General features: G+C 50.0%; 14 protein-coding genes. 12 read left to right on the top strand and 2 right to left on the bottom strand.

Translation table 11 applies throughout. The annotated features are described in order from the left end of the window. The first annotated feature begins 64 nt into the window (after positions 1–64). The 7 genes from GSO_RS08075 to GSO_RS08105 all read left to right on the top strand — a co-directional run bounded on the left by GSO_RS08075 (position 65) and on the right by GSO_RS08105 (position 8,462). On the top strand, positions 65–1,597 hold the full coding sequence (locus tag GSO_RS08075) for an ABC transporter permease/substrate-binding protein (RefSeq protein ID WP_010490910.1): 1,533 nt from the start codon (positions 65–67) through the stop codon (positions 1,595–1,597). After that, positions 1,597–2,553: an ABC transporter ATP-binding protein gene (locus tag GSO_RS08080; RefSeq protein ID WP_010490911.1), complete on the top strand. Its 957-nt coding sequence runs from the start codon at positions 1,597–1,599 to the stop codon at positions 2,551–2,553. The genes GSO_RS08075 and GSO_RS08080 overlap by 1 nt, the downstream gene beginning before the upstream one ends. A gap of 5 nt (positions 2,554–2,558) precedes the next feature. Further along, a complete protein-coding gene (locus GSO_RS08085) occupies positions 2,559–3,884 on the top strand; it encodes a dihydrolipoyl dehydrogenase family protein (protein ID WP_010490912.1) in 1,326 nt (441 codons plus the stop codon). 300 nt (positions 3,885–4,184) lie between these two features. Further along, positions 4,185–5,201, top strand: a complete 1,017-nt coding sequence (trpS, locus tag GSO_RS08090; RefSeq protein ID WP_010490913.1) for a tryptophan--tRNA ligase — start codon at positions 4,185–4,187, stop codon at positions 5,199–5,201. 136 nt (positions 5,202–5,337) lie between these two features. Beyond that, positions 5,338–5,946: a LemA family protein gene (locus tag GSO_RS08095; protein ID WP_010490914.1), complete on the top strand. Its 609-nt coding sequence runs from the start codon at positions 5,338–5,340 to the stop codon at positions 5,944–5,946. 8 nt (positions 5,947–5,954) lie between these two features. Continuing rightward, complete coding sequence (locus GSO_RS08100) at positions 5,955–6,815, top strand: TPM domain-containing protein (protein ID WP_010490915.1); 861 nt, start codon at positions 5,955–5,957, stop codon at positions 6,813–6,815. A gap of 291 nt (positions 6,816–7,106) precedes the next feature. Continuing rightward, a complete protein-coding gene (locus GSO_RS08105) occupies positions 7,107–8,462 on the top strand; it encodes an MATE family efflux transporter (RefSeq protein ID WP_010490916.1) in 1,356 nt (451 codons plus the stop codon). A gap of 90 nt (positions 8,463–8,552) precedes the next feature. Here the strand turns inward: GSO_RS08105 and GSO_RS08110 are convergent, their stop codons facing one another. Next, on the bottom strand, positions 8,553–9,047 hold the full coding sequence (locus GSO_RS08110; RefSeq protein WP_010490917.1) for a GNAT family N-acetyltransferase: 495 nt from the start codon (positions 9,045–9,047) through the stop codon (positions 8,553–8,555). 25 nt (positions 9,048–9,072) lie between these two features. Then, positions 9,073–9,897 carry a class I SAM-dependent methyltransferase gene (locus GSO_RS08115; RefSeq protein WP_010490918.1) on the bottom strand — a complete coding sequence of 275 codons (825 nt, stop codon included), beginning with the start codon at positions 9,895–9,897 and terminating at the stop codon, positions 9,073–9,075. 463 nt (positions 9,898–10,360) lie between these two features. On the opposite strand from GSO_RS08115, the gene GSO_RS08120 reads away from it, so the two are divergent. The 5 genes from GSO_RS08120 (at position 10,361) to GSO_RS08140 (ending at position 16,379) form a co-directional block, all read left to right on the top strand. Continuing rightward, positions 10,361–11,890, top strand: a complete 1,530-nt coding sequence (locus tag GSO_RS08120) for a Ppx/GppA phosphatase family protein (RefSeq protein WP_010490919.1) — start codon at positions 10,361–10,363, stop codon at positions 11,888–11,890. After that, on the top strand, positions 11,887–14,052 hold the full coding sequence (locus GSO_RS08125; protein WP_010490920.1) for an RNA degradosome polyphosphate kinase: 2,166 nt from the start codon (positions 11,887–11,889) through the stop codon (positions 14,050–14,052). The genes GSO_RS08120 and GSO_RS08125 overlap by 4 nt, the downstream gene beginning before the upstream one ends. Next, the gene (ppx, locus tag GSO_RS08130; protein WP_010490921.1) at positions 14,049–14,990 is read left to right on the top strand and encodes an exopolyphosphatase; all 942 of its coding nucleotides are present in this window, start codon (positions 14,049–14,051) and stop codon (positions 14,988–14,990) included. The genes GSO_RS08125 and ppx overlap by 4 nt, the downstream gene beginning before the upstream one ends. A 92-nt stretch (positions 14,991–15,082) precedes the next feature. Then, the gene (locus tag GSO_RS08135; protein ID WP_010490925.1) at positions 15,083–16,063 is read left to right on the top strand and encodes a DUF1002 domain-containing protein; all 981 of its coding nucleotides are present in this window, start codon (positions 15,083–15,085) and stop codon (positions 16,061–16,063) included. A 37-nt stretch (positions 16,064–16,100) separates the two neighbouring features. Beyond that, positions 16,101–16,379 carry a hypothetical protein gene (locus GSO_RS08140; protein ID WP_010490926.1) on the top strand — a complete coding sequence of 93 codons (279 nt, stop codon included), beginning with the start codon at positions 16,101–16,103 and terminating at the stop codon, positions 16,377–16,379. Positions 16,380–16,768 lie beyond the last annotated feature (389 nt).

Consider the following 16,768-nt stretch of genomic DNA (forward strand, 5'->3'; position numbering starts at 1 on the left):
TTGTTGTTGCATCGGAAATCAAAGTGGTACACTTATGAATAATTAAAGTAAATGGAGGTTTGACATGGCTGATTTATGGCGGACGGTTTCCGAGCGCCACGTTGAATTGCTCAATGCCTTAGGACAACATATCGAAATATCGCTGATTGCGCTTGTTTTGGCAGTCATCATTGCCATTCCGCTTGCTGTTTGGGTACAGACGCATCCCAAAGTAGCGGCAGTTTTACTTCAGGTAACCGGCGTTTTGCAAACAATTCCTTCATTAGCCTTGTTAGGGTTGTTGATTCCATTCGTCGGTATCGGCACGGTGCCGGCGATCATTGCGTTGGTTGTTTACGCACTGCTGCCGATTTTTCAAAATACTTATATCGGACTGCAGGATATCGATCCGTCGTATGAAGAAGCCGCCGATGCATTTGGCATGAGCCGACTGCGCAAATTGTTCAAAGTCGAATTGCCGATTGCGTTGCCGGTCATTTTATCCGGTGTGCGCACCGCGATGGTTTTGATTATCGGGACCGCCACTTTGGCAGCGTTGATTGGCGCCGGCGGACTGGGGACGTTTATCCTGCTAGGCATTGATCGCAACGATGCTTCATTGACCTTGATGGGTGCGCTGGCGGCTGCGTTGTTGGCGATTGTCTTTTCGTGGCTGTTGAATTTACTGCAAAAAGTCAATTGGAAGCTGAGTGTCAGCGTGGTTGGTATTGTATTACTGGGCTTTGCTGGCACCCAGGTTTACAACTGGGCGACCGCACCTAAAGAAACGATCACGATTGCCGGCAAATTAGGCAGTGAGCCGGACATTTTAATTAGCATGTATAAGGAATTAATCCAAAAAGCCGACCCTGATGTGAAGGTGACGCTGAAACCGAATTTTGGCCAGACGAGCTTCTTGTACAATGCGCTGCGAACCGATAAGATCAACATATACCCTGAGTTTTCCGGAACCGTGCTGGAAAGCTTGACGAAACCGACTGCCGCCCAACAGAAACAAGTGGCGGCAGGCAAAAACAACTATCCGCTGGCCCAGCAACTACTGGCGAAGCAAGGACTGCGTTATTTGAAACCCATGGCGTACAACAATACTTACGCGCTGGTTGTCAAAGCCAGTTTCGCCAAGCGCTACCAGTTGAAGACAATTAGTGATTTGGCCAAAATTGCCCCGTCGATTCGCGCCGGTTTCGATTTGGAATTCATTGATCGTCAGGATGGGTATAAAGGCATCAAGCAGAAATATGGCTTGCAGTTCAAGGTCGACTCAATGGATCCGTCGCTGCGGTATCAAGCATTGGATCGGGGACAGATTAACCTGACTGACGGCTATACGACAGACGCGCAACTGCGGCAGTATCACCTTGTCGCTTTGAAGGATGACAAAGGCTTGTTCCCGATTTATCGCGGCGCGCCACTCATGCGCAACAGTTTTGCCAAACACCATCCGCATTTGGTCACGGCGTTAAATAAGTTGGCGAACCACATCACCGAAAAGCAGATGCAGGATATGAACTATGCGGTCAGTGTCCGCCGCGAAAAAGCCGCAACGGTGGCGCATCGTTACCTTGTCCGGCATGGTCTGCTAAAGGAGGCGCGCTGATGGCACTGATTAGCTTGGAAAATGTGACCAAAGCCTATGATGGCAAGCCAGTGGTTGATGATTTGAGCCTGAATGTGGAGCAAGGCGAATTGTTTGTTTTGGTCGGAACCTCCGGCAGCGGCAAAACCACGACGCTGAAAATGATTAATCGCTTGGTTGAACCGACTAGTGGCACAATTAAATTTGCCGGTAAGCCGCTCACCAGTTACCGAGTTCGTGATTTGCGGTGGAATCTCGGCTACGTTTTGCAACAAATCGCGTTGTTTCCAATCATGACCGTTGCCCAAAACATTGCCGTGATTCCGGAAATGAAAGGCTGGTCGCGGCAAAAAATCCGTCAGGCAACTGATAAGCTGTTGACAATGGTTGATTTGCCGCCGGCTGAATACCGTGATCGCATGCCCAGCGAACTTTCTGGCGGCCAGCAGCAGCGGATCGGCATTTTACGCGCGTTGGCATCACGGCCTAAAGTCGTGCTGATGGATGAGCCTTTTTCCGCCCTTGATCCGATTTCGCGAACCCAACTGCAGGATATGTTGCTGCAACTGCATCGTGCTATGAAAACAACCGTGATTTTTGTCACGCATGACATGGCGGAGGCAATGAAGCTAGGCGATCGGATCGGCGTGATGCACAGTGGGAAGCTTTTGCAGGTCGACACACCGGAAGCGATTGCGACTCAGCCGGCGAATGATTTTGTGGCCGATCTTTTCAAGGGCGCACAGGCCAATCAAGGGTTGCAGGTGACCTTAAGCCAGCTGGCCCCGTTTGCGGTTGCCGAGTCAGCGCGGCATGCAGTGGGCGGCAACCTGACGCTGGCGGAAGCATTGCCGCTGTTAGACGCACATGAAACGTTGCAGGTGAATAGTGACCATGGCACGTTTGTGGTTAATACTCATAGTGTGGTTGCTTATCTGGCAAGCGCATTTGTTGATCAAAATACAGAAACGGAGTGATCGTGATGGCATATGATTATGACACGATTGTGATCGGTGGCGGCCCCGGTGGCTTAGCTGCTGCTTATGGTCTCGCGGCGCAACAGAAGGTATTGGTCATTGAAGGCGATCTGTGGGGCGGCACCTGTCCCAACTACGGCTGTGATCCGAAAAAAATGCTGTATCGCGGTGTCGAAGTGAAAAACGCCGCCTTGCGAATGAATGGTTTTGGCATTAGCGGAACGGCTAAAATCGATTGGCCGTCCTTGATGGCATTTAAACGTGGTTACACCAGCGGCATTCCGGCGGGGACCTTGAACGGTTTAACCCGCACTGGTATTAAAACGTTATACGGCCGGGCACAGTTGCTCGGCGAACACGCGGTTAAAGTCGGTTCGCAAAATGTCACAGGTGAACATATTGTCATCGCGACGGGTCATACACCGCGCTTTCCGGATATCCCCGGCGCCAATTTGTTGAAAACGAGTCGTGACTTTCTGGATTTAGATGAGCTGCCGACCAGTATTGCGTTTATCGGTGCCGGTTATGTCAGCGTTGAGCTCGCCAATATTGCGGCTGCTGCCGGTGCGGAAGTGCATATTATTGGGCACTCTGATCGCTTGTTGCGGGCTTTCCCAAAAGTCGCCACCGAAGCACTGAAGCAGTTGTTGATCAAGTCTGGCATTCATTTTCACCCTAATGTTGAACTCACGAAAATCAGTCCGCTCGGTACGATGACGCATCTGCATGCAGATGATTTTGACATAAATGTCGATATGGCGATTACGGCTATGGGTCGCATTGCCAATGTCGCCGACCTCGGTCTCGCTAATGCCGGGATTAAGGCGGACACCCGCGGGATTCCGGTGGATGATCATTTGCGCACGGTCGTTCCTAATATCTATGCGCTGGGTGACGTGAACTTGAAGCCGCAACCGAAACTAACACCGGTTGCCGGATTTGAAGGGCGCTATGTGGCCAGTCAGATTCTGGGCGATCAGGAGCCGATTCATTATCCGGCGATTCCCACGATTGTCTTTGGACCGACCGAACTTGCCAAAGTCGGCGTGGCACTGGAAGACGCAGAAGCTGCGCCTGATCGCTACAAGGTGGTCCATAACGATACCACCGAATGGTACACCTATCACCGCCTACAGGATCCGGACGCTCAAGTGTGGACAATTGTCGATAAAACAACCGGCCAGCTCGCCGGTGCGGTCGTCCTTGCCAGCCTAGCCGAAGATCTGATCAATACTTTTGCCGCGGCCATTGATGCAGGTAAAAAGCCAGCTGAGCTTAATCAAATCTATGCGTATCCGAGTGCGCAGAGTGATTTGCAGTATTTGTTTTAAACTGAGTGAAGGTTAGCAAGTTGGATTGCGCGCTGAAGGTTGACATCACTTCGTTAGTTAGCTAACCTAAACTCATATTCACCCAAGCGATGAGTAGTCTATCCAAGTGGTCGCAAGAGAGCCGGTGGTGCTGTGAAGCCGGTGGCCGGGATAGGTGAAGTTGGGTCGTTTGGGTTATGTTCGGTGGGTGCGCCTTAAGCCAAGAGTGGTCCGCAAGTCGGACAAATTAGGTGGTACCGCGCACAGGCGTCCTATGTTGCAATGACATAGGGCGCTTTTTTAATTAGGAGGGAAATAAGCATGGCAAAAAAAATAATTTTAACCGGTGATCGGCCAACAGGACGGTTGCATATTGGTCATTACATTGGCTCATTGAAGAATCGGGTTGAATTGCAGAATTCAGGCGATTACGAGACTTTTGTGATGATTGCGGATACACAGGCATTGACCGACAACGCGAATGATCCAGAGAAGATCCGGAATTCACTGCTGGAAGTGGCGTTGGATTATCTGGCGGTCGGGATTGATCCTGACAAAACAACGATTCTGGTCCAGAGCCAGATTCCGGCACTGTTTGAGTTGACCGCTTACTATCTTGACTTGGTGACCGTCAATCGCTTGGAACGCAATCCGACGGTGAAAGCAGAAATTAAGCAAAAGGCGTTTGGTGACAGTGTTCCGGCCGGCTTCTTCATTTATCCGGTCAGTCAGGCAGCCGATATCACGGCGTTCAAGGCGACAACCGTGCCAGTCGGGGATGACCAGGAACCGATGCTGGAACAAACCCGTGAAATTGTGCGTATGTTTAACCGCACTTATCACAAAGATGTGTTAGTCGAACCAGAAGGCTATTTCCCGCCAAAAGGTTTGGGGCGCCTTCCCGGCATTGACGGCAATGCCAAAATGAGTAAGAGCCTCAACAACGGCATTTATTTGGCGGATGATGCCGATACCGTTAAGAAGAAGATCATGTCGATGTATACCGACCCTAACCACATTCATGTGGAAGATCCGGGTAAGGTTGAAGGGAATGTCGTGTTTACTTATCTGGATATTTTTGACCCGGATAAAGCCCAGGTGGCTAAGCTGAAGGAGCAGTATCAACACGGCGGCTTAGGGGATGTCAAAATCAAACGCTACCTGATCGATGTTATGGAGGCTGTGCTTGAACCGATTCGCACACGGCGGGCCCATTACGCGGAAGATATGGGGGCGGTTGCGGAAATGCTCAAACAGGGTTCGGCCAAGGCCAATGTGGTCGCCAATCAAACCCTGCAGGAAGTTCGCGATGCCATCGGGTTCAACTACTTCAAATAATCAGATCCGTCTTTAGCCGGATGCTGATTGGTACCGGCATGGTAAAATAAAAAAGAAGTGAAAAACTTGATTACGGACGCGAATTGGCCTAGCAACGATTTTTGCTGCCGAGGTGCGTCCCAGAGGAGAATTGATGATGAAAACGAAACGACTAAGTCCAGTTGCAGTTACAAGCATTGTGCTCGGCGTGATTGTGGCGATCTGCCTGATTTTTGGCATTGGCACCTATAACTCATTAGCGAAGCAGAATCAGGCAGTCGAAGCGCAATGGAGCCAAGTTGAAAACGTCATGCAGCGCCGGGCTGATTTGGTACCTAACTTGGTCAATGCCGTTAAAGGCCAGATGGGTCAGGAACAAAAGGTTTTTGGTGAAATTGCCGAAGCCCGCAAGTCTTATGCGAACGCGAACACAACGACTGGCAAGGCTAAAGCCGATGATCAGTTGAATAAGAGTGTGGGTACCTTGATTAACGTCATCAAGGAAAACTATCCGAGTTTGCAAAGCAGCAATCAGGTGAACACATTGATGACGCAGCTTGAAGGTAGCGAAAATCGGATTGCGGTTGAACGCAAGCGCTATATTGACCAAGTGCGTGATTACAATCAAAGCGTTGTGACGTTCCCGAAAAACATTTTTGCCAGCATGATGGGCTTGGGCAAGAAGGATACCTTTAAAGCCACCCCGTCAGCCCAGACAGTACCAAGCGTTGATTTTTCAAGTAATAGCTCCAGCTCCGGGAAGTAGGTGGCGCCATGCGCAGGCATTTAGCGTGGTTATTCGCCGCGCTGACGGGCTTGCTGCTGTTTGCCGGTGCAGCCCATCCGGTGGCGGCGGCTGAGGATCTGCCGGCACGACCGACTGACCATTACTACCTGGATCAGGATCAGTATCTTGACAATGCGACTAAGCAGTTGGTCGACCAAAAGAATCGCTACTATCAGGAAACCAAGCAGCAGCCGCAAATTGCAGTCGCTGCTTTGAAATCCACCCATGGCGATCCGCTGTCAGATTATGCCCCGGACTTATTTCAAAAGTGGGGCATTGGTAAAAAAGGCACCGATAATGGCGTCCTGATTCTGTATGCCGACAATAATGGTAAGCAAAATCTGCGAATCGAAGTGGGTTATGGTCTTGAAGGCGATTTGCCGGATGCCTTGGCCGGACAGATTCTAGACAGCAATCTGAAATCGATTAAGTCACACAACAAGGCGGATTTAAACCGAGCGTTGCGCAAGGTGTTTAATGCCGTTGCGACCGTGATTGATAAGAAATATAAGTTTCCTAAGGACCAGAACACGGTGCCTGATGAAACCATGAATCAGTATCGCAGCACAGGCCACAGCCAAGGTGGCAGCTTATTAGGAAAAATTATTTTAATTTTCCTGGCGGTTGTCGTCGTTGCAGTCATCTTCGGTGGCCGTGGCGGTGGTGGCCGCGGTGGTCGCCGCCGTGATGGCGATAGCGGTTTCTGGCTATGGCTGATCATTGATGCCTTGCTTTCCGCAGGCCGAAGAGGCGGCGGAGGCGGTTTCGGCGGTGGCTTTGGCGGCGGATCCGGAGGCGGCTCAAGCTGGGGCGGCGGCAGCTCCGGTGGCGGTGGCGCCGACGTTTGATTGCAAATATGTTTCATTTACCAGACAGTTATTCAGCTGCCTGGTTTTTTGTGCTATGGTGGTGGAATTGTTGAGCGCGAACCGGCGCGGTTAGAAGCCGGAGCATAAGCGGCCTCGAGCCTAAATGGCTGGTCTTTGGCCATTTAGGCTCGAGGTCCTTATGTGCAGGCTTCTGCGCCGGTGAGCGCGTTATGGAAAGTTGAGCGTGAGCTGGCGCGTTTAGGAGTAAGAAAGAAGCTTTGCCTTCCCCACCCGCAATCACACAAACATTACAAATTTTGGAGGTTAGATATGCGCAATTTAACAATTGGCAAACCATTAAAACTCATCGTGTTGTTTACGATCCCACTGTTAATCGGGAATCTTTTTCAACAACTCTACAGTTTTATGGATGCGCTGATTGTTGGCCGGACGATTGGCAAAGATGCTTTGGCAGCTGTCGGTGCAACATCTAGTATTGTTTTTTTAATTATCGGCTTTGCCCAAGGAACAACGGCAGGATTGTCGATCTTAACGGCGCAAGCCTATGGCGCCCATGATTATCGGCGGGTGCGGCGGAGTTTTGGGACGAGTGTCTGGATTACGCTTGGTATTTCCTTGATTCTGACCGTTGGCGCGGTCACTATGACCCGGCCGTTACTTGCGGTGATGCAGACACCGCCGGATATCATGGATGATTCGATTGCCTTCGTGCGCGTCATTTACTTTGGCATTATTGCGTCAATGCTGTTTAATTTGCTGAGTAATATGTTACGGGCATTAGGTGATTCGCGCACACCGCTGATCTTCCTGATTATTGCGACCATCATCAATATTGCGTTGGATTTCTGGTTCATCCTTGGTTTTCATTCAGGGGTCGCGGGTGCCGGCTACGCAACTGTCAGCGCTCAAGTCATTGCGGCATTGCTGTGCTGGGTATATATCCGCATGCGGATCCCGTTGCTGGTGATCCGACGTCGGGACTTGCGAATCGATTGGCAGGATATTTTGCGCCATCTAAAAGTGGGCCTGCCAATGGGCTTTCAAATGTCCATTATTGCTATCGGGGCGGTGATCTTACAGGTCATGCTCAATACGCTTGGAACCAACGCGGTTGCGGCATACACGGCAGCCGGGCGGATTGACCAGCTGGCGACGTTGCCTTCTGCTTCTTTCGGAGTGGCCATGGCCACGTTTGCAGCCCAGAATCTGGGGGCAAAAGCCTATGGCCGCATCCGCCGTGGCGTTTATCAAACGCTGATTGTCAATGTCGGTTTGTCACTGGTTCTAGGTGCCTTGATTATTGTCTTCAGCAAGCCGCTTGTTAACTTGTTTCTAGGCCCAAATCAACCAGCCGTCACGGCTTTGGCCCAGACGTATTTCCATTACAATGCCAGCATGTATTGGTTGTTGGCGATCCTGTTCACGATTCGCAATTTGCTGCAAGGATTAGGCCAGACACTGGTACCGACCGTTGCCGGATTCTTTGAACTCGGCATGCGGGCGTTTGCGGCAATTTTCCTAGTCGTCCCATTCGGTTTTGCCGGTGCGTCCGCCGCCAATCCGCTGGCCTGGTTCGGCAGCGTGTTAGTGCTGGTCAGCTCATACGTCCGCACCATGCGGCGTATTAGGCAACAGGAAGATACCCTTGCCGGTGAGCAAGAGTGAGTTGCCGCTATTCAAGGTTACAAAAAAACAGACAAATGAGTTTCGCAAATACTGCGGCGGAAACTCATTTGTCTGTTTCTATTTACTGGCCTATATCCCAAAATGCTTACCATAAACTTCCAGATCCGCGTGGCCTTCTGGCAAGGTTGCGATCGCCGGTAAGTGGCCCCAGTGGTCGTAGCCAAATTTTTGAAATAAGTGGCGGCTTGCTTGGTTGTGGCCGAAGATGCGGGCAATAACGGTGGTCAGGCCGTGGGCAGGGGCTTCGTGATCAACGAAAGCCAACGCGGCGGTGCCGACGTGATGGCCGCGGGCGGCTTGGTCAAGGTACAAGCTGATTTCAGCTGTCTGGTCATACGCCGCACGATCGCTATAGGCCGAGAGCGTCAGCCAGCCGACGGTTTGATGGTGGTTTTGAATCACCCACGCCGGAAAATGGGCATTGTGCGCGGCGAACCACGCGGATTTTTGGGCGACGGTTTGTGGCTGTAAATCCGCGGTTGCACGATGCGTCGGAATGGTTTCGTTATAAACGGCGACTATTTTCGGCAAGTCGGTGGCAGTTGCCGGTTTAAATTCGATCATCGTTCATCATCGACTTTCTTGGCAGTTAAAACGTGATGCGGCCGGTAAAAGTTGGCAGAGTAGCGGTCCCATTGTGGTGCATCGCCTCCAGCTGCGGCTTGACGCGATCACGCAAATTGGTACTCAACTTCAGCTCTGTCAGCAAGGCATTGGTAGTTGCAATTTCCCAGCGGGCATCATCCAAATCCGGATCCTCAATGAGTTGCCCGGGGGTGTACGTCCAAGTATGATCGTGAGCTATTTGGGTCAGGGTGTCCGGCGTGATCAACGTGCGAATATTGGCGACATCACTGGGCGCGATCGCATACAGCAATCCCTGAATCATCGCCGCCTGCAAGTGACCGATTTGATTGAGCACCGTGGGCTGAAGCGACCATTCAGCAACATCCACAAAATCACCAATCGCACGCAAATTGTTTAACAGCAGCGCCAAAGCATTGTCCGATTCAAAATACCAAAGGCTATGAGCCATAACGATCCGGTCAAAATGCTGATCCGCCAGCGTGCCGAGACTGTTCGTAAGATCCGTATTAAAATGCACCGTTAACCGACTGGCGAGCGGACCATTCAACAAGTGATCCCAAGCCTGTCCCAATGTCAACGGGGCCCCATAATCGCGGGAGGCAATATCGACACCGGTAACGTGGCCGCTGGAACCAACACGATCAGCCAAAACCGCACTCAAGTCGCCTTGGCCGCAACCGATTTCCAGAATATTTTCACCGGCTTGAACTTGCCACGCGTCGGCAATGGCAATGCGATGAGCAGTTTGGCGACGTTGAACGGCATAACTATCAGCGGTAGGTCCAAGCGCCATAAGTTTGGTGATGTCATCAAGGTGATTCTTCATGAGAGACTCCCTTTATGTAAAGTTAAATGTGGACGATGCAGTCAGTCCCTTTTTATAAGGAAAAAGTACGGCCGATATTGCCTTTTCCCGAGTGGCGAAGGTTGATCAGCGTCAAAAGTGAGACTTCCTTCAGCGTCGTTTCATGATGGTCTAAGATTATCACAAAAATATTGGCGATTGCGCAAAAAGATGGCGGCAATCGCATATTTTTATATAAACCGTGGTCATGCTGGGTCGCATTGGCCTAGCTTCCATATGATAGCGAAATAATTGGAAGAAGTTGTGAATCTACGCCAAATTCGGCGAAGTATCGGCTAAATATTTGGTAAACTTAAATTGGAGTGGCTGAGCAGATAAATAAGGCTTGACTAAAAACTCATGCAACCAAAATATGCCGTGCTATGATGGCATTAGGATGAACGGTTCGGTTTTGGTGAATTTAAAAAGAATGGACGGAACGGACATGGCAAATAATATACAGGGATTCGCGATGATCGGTGCACAATCCATCGTTTTTAGCATCACGAATTTAAGGACACTTAAAACAATTGAACGTGGTAAATATCCAGTTGCCATCGGGGATGATTTTTATGCCGAACACGAAATTCTCCCTGAAACCGTTGATACCATTGTGCAGGCGTTTGATGCTATTAATCAGATTTTCAAGGACTATGGCGTGACGACGGTTAATGTTTATGCCAGTACCAGCTGGGCTGAAGCGGATAATGCCGAATTCGTCCGGGACCAACTTTACACGCGCACCGGCTGGCTGATTCGGACGACTTCATTGTCGGAAGAGGCTTTTTTCCGTACGCAGGCCATTATGGTTAAATTTCCCCAGTTTGCCTCGATCACCCAAAAAGGAACGGTGTTGATTGATATCAGTTCCGGCTCGGTGGAGCTGACGGCCTTTTGCCAGGGGACGTTTGGTTTTTCCCGTAACTTGTCTCTAGGGCCGTTACGAGTGTACGAGATTATGAGCGATGTTCAACGCTCAGTGACGAATTATGTCGAAGTCATGCGTGATTATATCGACAGTCGGCTACTTGATTTCATGCGGTTGCTGCCGCAAGGGGTTGAGTATACCAACATGATTTTGATGGGCAGCAGTTTGTCGATTTTTCAAAATTTGATTCCAGAAGGCAAACGGCAGGTCGAAACTGATCGTCCAGGCTTTGACATGCTTTACGATGAAGTGACGAAAGCGTCCGACCAGTACCTAGCCGATACTTATGATCTGACCTCAAATCAAACATCATTGGTGTTGCCAACGGTTTTGCTTGTGTATCGTCTGATCGAAACACTGAATAGCCAATCAATCTGGATTTCGGATCTCAAAGCGATTGATGGGCTCGAAGTTCACGCGGCGCATGCTGGCGGGTTTAAAAAACTCGGCTTCGATCCTGACGAAGAAATTGTGATCAGCGCAAATAATTTAGCCAAACGCTATCAGGTCGATGATAAACACATGGAGGCAACGCGCACGTTTGCGTTGCAGCTTTTTGATCGGCTCAAGAAACTGCATGGGATGGGCAAACGCGAACGCCTGTTGCTGGAAGTAGCGGCGACCGTGAGCGATATTGGCAGTTACATTGAAACCCACAAGCATTATGCCCACTCGAACTATATTATTATGGCTTCGGAAATTATGGGCTTAAACGAGTTAGAAGTGACGATGGTGGCAACGATTACCCGCTTCCACAGCTCGGTGACGCCACAGTCAGACTTAAAGAATTTTCCGATGATGTCAACCGAAAACCGCTTAGTTGTCGCCAAGCTATCCGCCATTTTACGCGTGGCCGACAGCCTCGATGCCTCCCGCCAGCAGAAAATTCAACAACTGCGCGTCTCAGTGAAGCCAAACAAAGTCTTGTTGTCGGCTAAAGTAAACGATGACATTGAGTTGGAACGCTGGACATTGGCACGAAAAGGCAAATTTTTCTCAGAAGTTTTCGGAGTAGGGCTTGAGTTGAAAGGACGAAACACGCTATGAAAAAGCTCGATTTTTCCAAACCACGCTATTTTAATAACCGCGAGCTAAGTTGGCTTGCGTTTAACGATCGAGTGTTAGAAGAAGCTCGGGATAAAAATAATCCGCTTCTGGAACGCGTCCGCTTTCTGGGCATCACCCAAAGTAATCTGGACGAGTTCTTCAACATTCGGGTTGCTTCATTAAAGAAAATGGTGACAGTCAATTATGATAAACCTGACGCAGCCGGCATGAAGCCGCAGGAACAACTCGATGCGATTTCCAAAACGGCGCACGCGATGGTTGAAAAGCAATACAATACGTTGGTGCGATCGTTGACCCCAAAATTAGCGGCAGTAGATATTCAGTTACTGCATCCTAGTGATTTGAATCAGAAGCAGCGGGATTTTGTGTCGGATTATTTTCACTATGAACTTTATCCGGTTCTAACGCCGATGGGAGTCGATCCGACTCGGCCGTTCCCGTTCTTGGGTAACAACAGCCTGAACTTGGCGATTCGCCTGGTTCGGCCAGAAGATAGCGAAGATGATAAGTCACGTTCGTTTGCCATGGTTCAGGTGCCGGATGTGTTCCCGCGCGTTTTGCGGCTGCCCGGCGGCGACAACGTGTTTATTCTGCTAGAGGAAGTTATCCGAATGTTCGTCGGTGAGTTGTTCGTCGGCGCCGATATCAAGGAAACCGCGACGTTCCGCGTGACCCGCGATATGGATATGGATGTGGCTGAAGAAGATGCTTCCGACTTGATGAAAGAGATTCAGTCACAACTTAAAAAGCGTCAGCGCGGCAAGGTAATGCGCCTGGAAATTGAGGCAGGCATGGGCAAGCATTTGCGGAAGCGGCTGACCAAGGCAATGAATGTCAAAGACGAAGACATTTACGAAATTCATGGGCCGATCGATCTGAATTTTCTCAGCAAGCTTGTGAAGCAGGTTCACGGCCATAAAGAGCTTTTGTTCAAGCCATTCACGCCGTATATGGATCCGGCATTTGAGCGCGAATCAATTTTTGACGTCATCAAGGAACGCGATGTGTTCATGCAGCATCCTTATGACAGCTTCCAGCCAGTCATTGATTTTATCCGCGAAGCTGCCCAGGATCCGCAAGTCTTAGCGGTGAAAATGACCTTGTATCGCGTGTCGAGCAAATCGCCGATTATTCGTTACCTCAAGCAAGCTGCCGAAAATGGTAAGCAAGTCACCGTCTTGGTCGAATTGAAGGCCAGGTTTGATGAAGAAAATAACGTGCACTGGGCGCAAGAACTCGAACACGCCGGCTGCCACGTCATTTATGGTTTGGTTGGCCTCAAGACCCACTGTAAATTGGCCTTGGTTGTGCGGCGTGAAGAAGAAGGCATCAAACGTTACATGCACATGGCGACCGGGAATTATAATGATGTCACCGCCCGACTTTACACCGATATGGGATTGTTCACCTGCAACAACGAAATCGGTGAAGATGCTTCGAACATTTTCAACATGCTGTCCGGCTTTTCGGAGCCACCGTATTTCCACAAGCTGGTGATCGCGCCACTGGGCATTCGCGACTATTTGATGGATCGGATCGATGAGGAAATTACCGCTGCCAAGGCCGGTCGCAAAGCCTTAATTCAGATGAAAATGAATTCGCTATCCGACACTGCCATGATCGAGAAGCTGTATGAAGCCTCACATGCTGGCGTCGAGATTCATCTGCTGGTTCGCGGGATTTGCAACTTGAAGGTCGGGATACCCGGCGTTTCGGATAACATCACGGTTCATTCGATTGTTGGCCAGTTGCTGGAACACAGCCGAATTTATTACTTTTATGCTGATGGTCAGGAAAACGTCTATCTCTCCTCGGCAGATTTGATGAATCGCAATCTAAGTCGCCGCGTGGAGCTGCTTTTCCCGATTCTGCAAGACGATATTCGCGAACGCATCATCAAAATCTTCGGGATTATGTGGGATGATAATGTTAAAACCCGCGTTCTCCAGCCAGATAGTACCTGGACCCGCGTGCAATTGCGCGGCGTGACCAAGCTCAATGCACAGGCTTATTTCATTAAACACGCAGTCGCCATGGGTGAAGCGTTGCGCCGTGAAGAAATCGATCAGGCACCAGAGGATTTGCACGCGACCCACACGTTTATTCCCATGACGGCACCAAAGGAGGATGATGATGCATGACGCATCACTTCGCAGTAATTGACCTTGGTAGTAACTCTGCCCGCATGACAATCTGGTCAATTGATCAGGAAGTCGTGAAGCCGGTCAAGCGACTCAAGGAAATGGTGCGCTTGTCTGAAGATATGGGAACGTCGCGAACCCTTCAGCCAGCAGCCATGGATCGAACATTGAAGGCGTTACAAGGGTTCAAAGCCGAGCTTGATAAGTATGACGATATTTCCTTAAAAGCCGTTGCCACAGCAGCAGTTCGTCAAGCCAAGAACCAAAAGGCCTTCCTTAAGCGGGTCAAAAACGAGGCCGGCTTGACGATTAGCGTGATTCCCGGCACCCGCGAAGCCGAGTATGACTTTTTAGGGGTGGTCAATACGCTGCCGATTCAAAATGCCTTAATCATGGATACCGGCGGCGCATCGACTGAACTGGTTTTGGTGCAGAATCGTAAGCTTCAGCATCTGGTATCGATTCCATTCGGGTCGGTCAATTTGTCTGAACGCTTTTTGAGCCCGGATGTTATTTCAGCTGCAGAATATTTTTCTTTGAGCACATTCATTCACCAGACCTTCAACAGCGTGTGGTGGCTGCGGCGGGCCCAGAATTTGCCGATTGTGGCGCTGGGCGGAAGCAATCGGACACTGGCCAAAATCGAGCGCCGCAAAGAAAAGCTTGCAGATTTCGAAGCAATTCACGGGTATCGGATGCCTACCCAGCAAGCGAACAATATTTTTAAAGAGATTCTGAGTTCTGACCTAGCGACCCGGGAAGCCATTCCCGGATTAGCGAAGTATCGGGCGGACATTATTGTGGGCGGCTTAGTGCCGGTTATTTCCATGATCCGGTATCTTGATTCCGATCGGCTGACCTTTTCCCAGTTTGGGTTACGTGAAGGGGCACTTTACGATCACCTCAACAGCCGAGCCGTGGCCCAGCGAGAGCATTAATTAATCATTGCTTAAAAAGCATGCTGATTTGCTGACGGAACGCGTCCAAACAGCGATAATGAAAGTACCAATCTAAAGGATGGTTTTGAGCTATGAAAAAATTGATCAAATGGCTGGGGTTGGCGGCAGCCGCTTTGGCATTACTAACAACAGCGCCGCGTGTGGTGCGGGCGGATACTTGGTCACAACCGGTGGCCACGCTCGGCGCCTCGTTGACGAGTGATCAAAAAAGCGGCACGCTGAGCACGCTGCAAAATGCCGCGGGTGTTTCCAACGCCAGTCAACTGACGGTCAATGGCGCGACTTTAGTGAAGTATCTCAATCCTTCGGGCAGCTCGTTTACCGAGAACTCCGGCGTCTGGTCCAGTGCGTTGGTGCAGAAAACCAATAACGGTGGGATTAATGTCACCATTGTGCCGTATAACGGTACGAATAACATTACGACCATTACGGCTGACCAATATCGCAATGCTGCGTTAACAGCTGGCGTCAGCAACGCCAATCTGTATATCACCAGTGCCGTCAAAATCGACGGTTCCGGTGCGTTAGCCGGCGTCTATGCGGCGTTTGCCCAAAACGGCGACAACCTCAACAACCAACAAATCAATGCTGCCCAGCAGGAAGTTAACACGCTCAGTTCGATTACCCAAGCCAACAAAGACAAAGACGGCTATTCGGACAAGCAGCTCAATAATGCCGTTGCCGGCGCCAAGCAGCAAATGGCGACGCAAAGTAACAATGGTCAGCAAACCTTATCTCAGAACCAAATCGGCAATATCGTGGACAGTCAGCTCAAGCAGAACAACTTAACGACCATCATCAACAATAACCAACGTCAATTGATTATTAACTTGCTGGTGAATGTGCAAAAAGCCGGTTCCTTGAAAAATACCGATTTTAAGGCGCAGGCAAGTAAGCTGGCAAATTCGATTCAAGATTCGGCAAAAGGGCTGTTTGATAAGCTCAATAAAAGCCTGAACACTGAAGAAAACCGGAATTTTCTGCAGAAAATCTGGGATGGCATCGTTAGTTTCTTTAACGGCATCGCCCAGTGGATTCGGAATCAGTTTTAATAATTGCAACTTGGTAAGTTAGAAATGAGGTGGCCTCATGTTGCCTAGTATCTTAGTAAGTGATCAAACCGGACAAAGCAGTCACACGTTGACAGGCGCCATCACAATCGGCGCTATTGTAGCGGTGATCATCATCTTATTTTTAGTGATCAAATTATTGGGTGCAATTTTGCGCCATCCGTTTATCAGCTTGGCACTCTTTGCACTCGGCGGCTTCGCCATTTTCAAATTTGCGTTAGTCGGCATCATCGGCATCGGCCTGCTGGCTGCAGTTGGCGCCGGTGCGTTGTGGATGAATACTGGTGACGGCGGGTGAAAAAACGGCTTATTCGGCTGGAATTCACTTGTTCAAAAAGAAAATGAGACAAAGTTTTGATAGAGTAGCTTTACTTTACTGAACTCTGTACAATACAGAAACTTACTCATTGAGTTCAGGGCCGTGCCAAACTCCGCAATCTCCGGCCAGCTGGGGTGGCGACGCGAAGCTAGAGCGGAGGGCACGACTTCGAACCCGCAAAGCCCGCGGTTTCGAAGCTCGGCCTTGTTGTAGGTGGGGCAAAGAGCGCCCCACCAACAACAATTTCACGGCTGAGCCCCATCTGGCCTACGATTGCTCCGCTTTGCCACTACAATATTAGCCATAGCCACTAATTATCCATGATGACACAAAAAACGGGCATACTTTCCACACGCGATTTGCAGTGC

Source organism: Lacticaseibacillus zeae DSM 20178 = KCTC 3804, assembly GCF_000260435.1.
GTDB classification, from domain to species: domain Bacteria; phylum Bacillota; class Bacilli; order Lactobacillales; family Lactobacillaceae; genus Lacticaseibacillus; species Lacticaseibacillus zeae.

Coding starts and splice junctions, on each gene's coding strand:
- GSO_RS08075 (WP_010490910.1), top strand. CDS start 65: ATGGCTGATTTATGGCGGACGGTTTCCGAGCGCCACGTTGAATTGCTC.
- GSO_RS08080 (WP_010490911.1), top strand. CDS start 1,597: ATGGCACTGATTAGCTTGGAAAATGTGACCAAAGCCTATGATGGCAAG.
- GSO_RS08085 (WP_010490912.1), top strand. CDS start 2,559: ATGGCATATGATTATGACACGATTGTGATCGGTGGCGGCCCCGGTGGC.
- trpS (WP_010490913.1), top strand. CDS start 4,185: ATGGCAAAAAAAATAATTTTAACCGGTGATCGGCCAACAGGACGGTTG.
- GSO_RS08095 (WP_010490914.1), top strand. CDS start 5,338: ATGAAAACGAAACGACTAAGTCCAGTTGCAGTTACAAGCATTGTGCTC.
- GSO_RS08100 (WP_010490915.1), top strand. CDS start 5,955: ATGCGCAGGCATTTAGCGTGGTTATTCGCCGCGCTGACGGGCTTGCTG.
- GSO_RS08105 (WP_010490916.1), top strand. CDS start 7,107: ATGCGCAATTTAACAATTGGCAAACCATTAAAACTCATCGTGTTGTTT.
- GSO_RS08110 (WP_010490917.1), bottom strand. CDS start 9,047: ATGATCGAATTTAAACCGGCAACTGCCACCGACTTGCCGAAAATAGTC.
- GSO_RS08115 (WP_010490918.1), bottom strand. CDS start 9,897: ATGAAGAATCACCTTGATGACATCACCAAACTTATGGCGCTTGGACCT.
- GSO_RS08120 (WP_010490919.1), top strand. CDS start 10,361: ATGGCAAATAATATACAGGGATTCGCGATGATCGGTGCACAATCCATC.
- GSO_RS08125 (WP_010490920.1), top strand. CDS start 11,887: ATGAAAAAGCTCGATTTTTCCAAACCACGCTATTTTAATAACCGCGAG.
- ppx (WP_010490921.1), top strand. CDS start 14,049: ATGACGCATCACTTCGCAGTAATTGACCTTGGTAGTAACTCTGCCCGC.
- GSO_RS08135 (WP_010490925.1), top strand. CDS start 15,083: ATGAAAAAATTGATCAAATGGCTGGGGTTGGCGGCAGCCGCTTTGGCA.
- GSO_RS08140 (WP_010490926.1), top strand. CDS start 16,101: ATGTTGCCTAGTATCTTAGTAAGTGATCAAACCGGACAAAGCAGTCAC.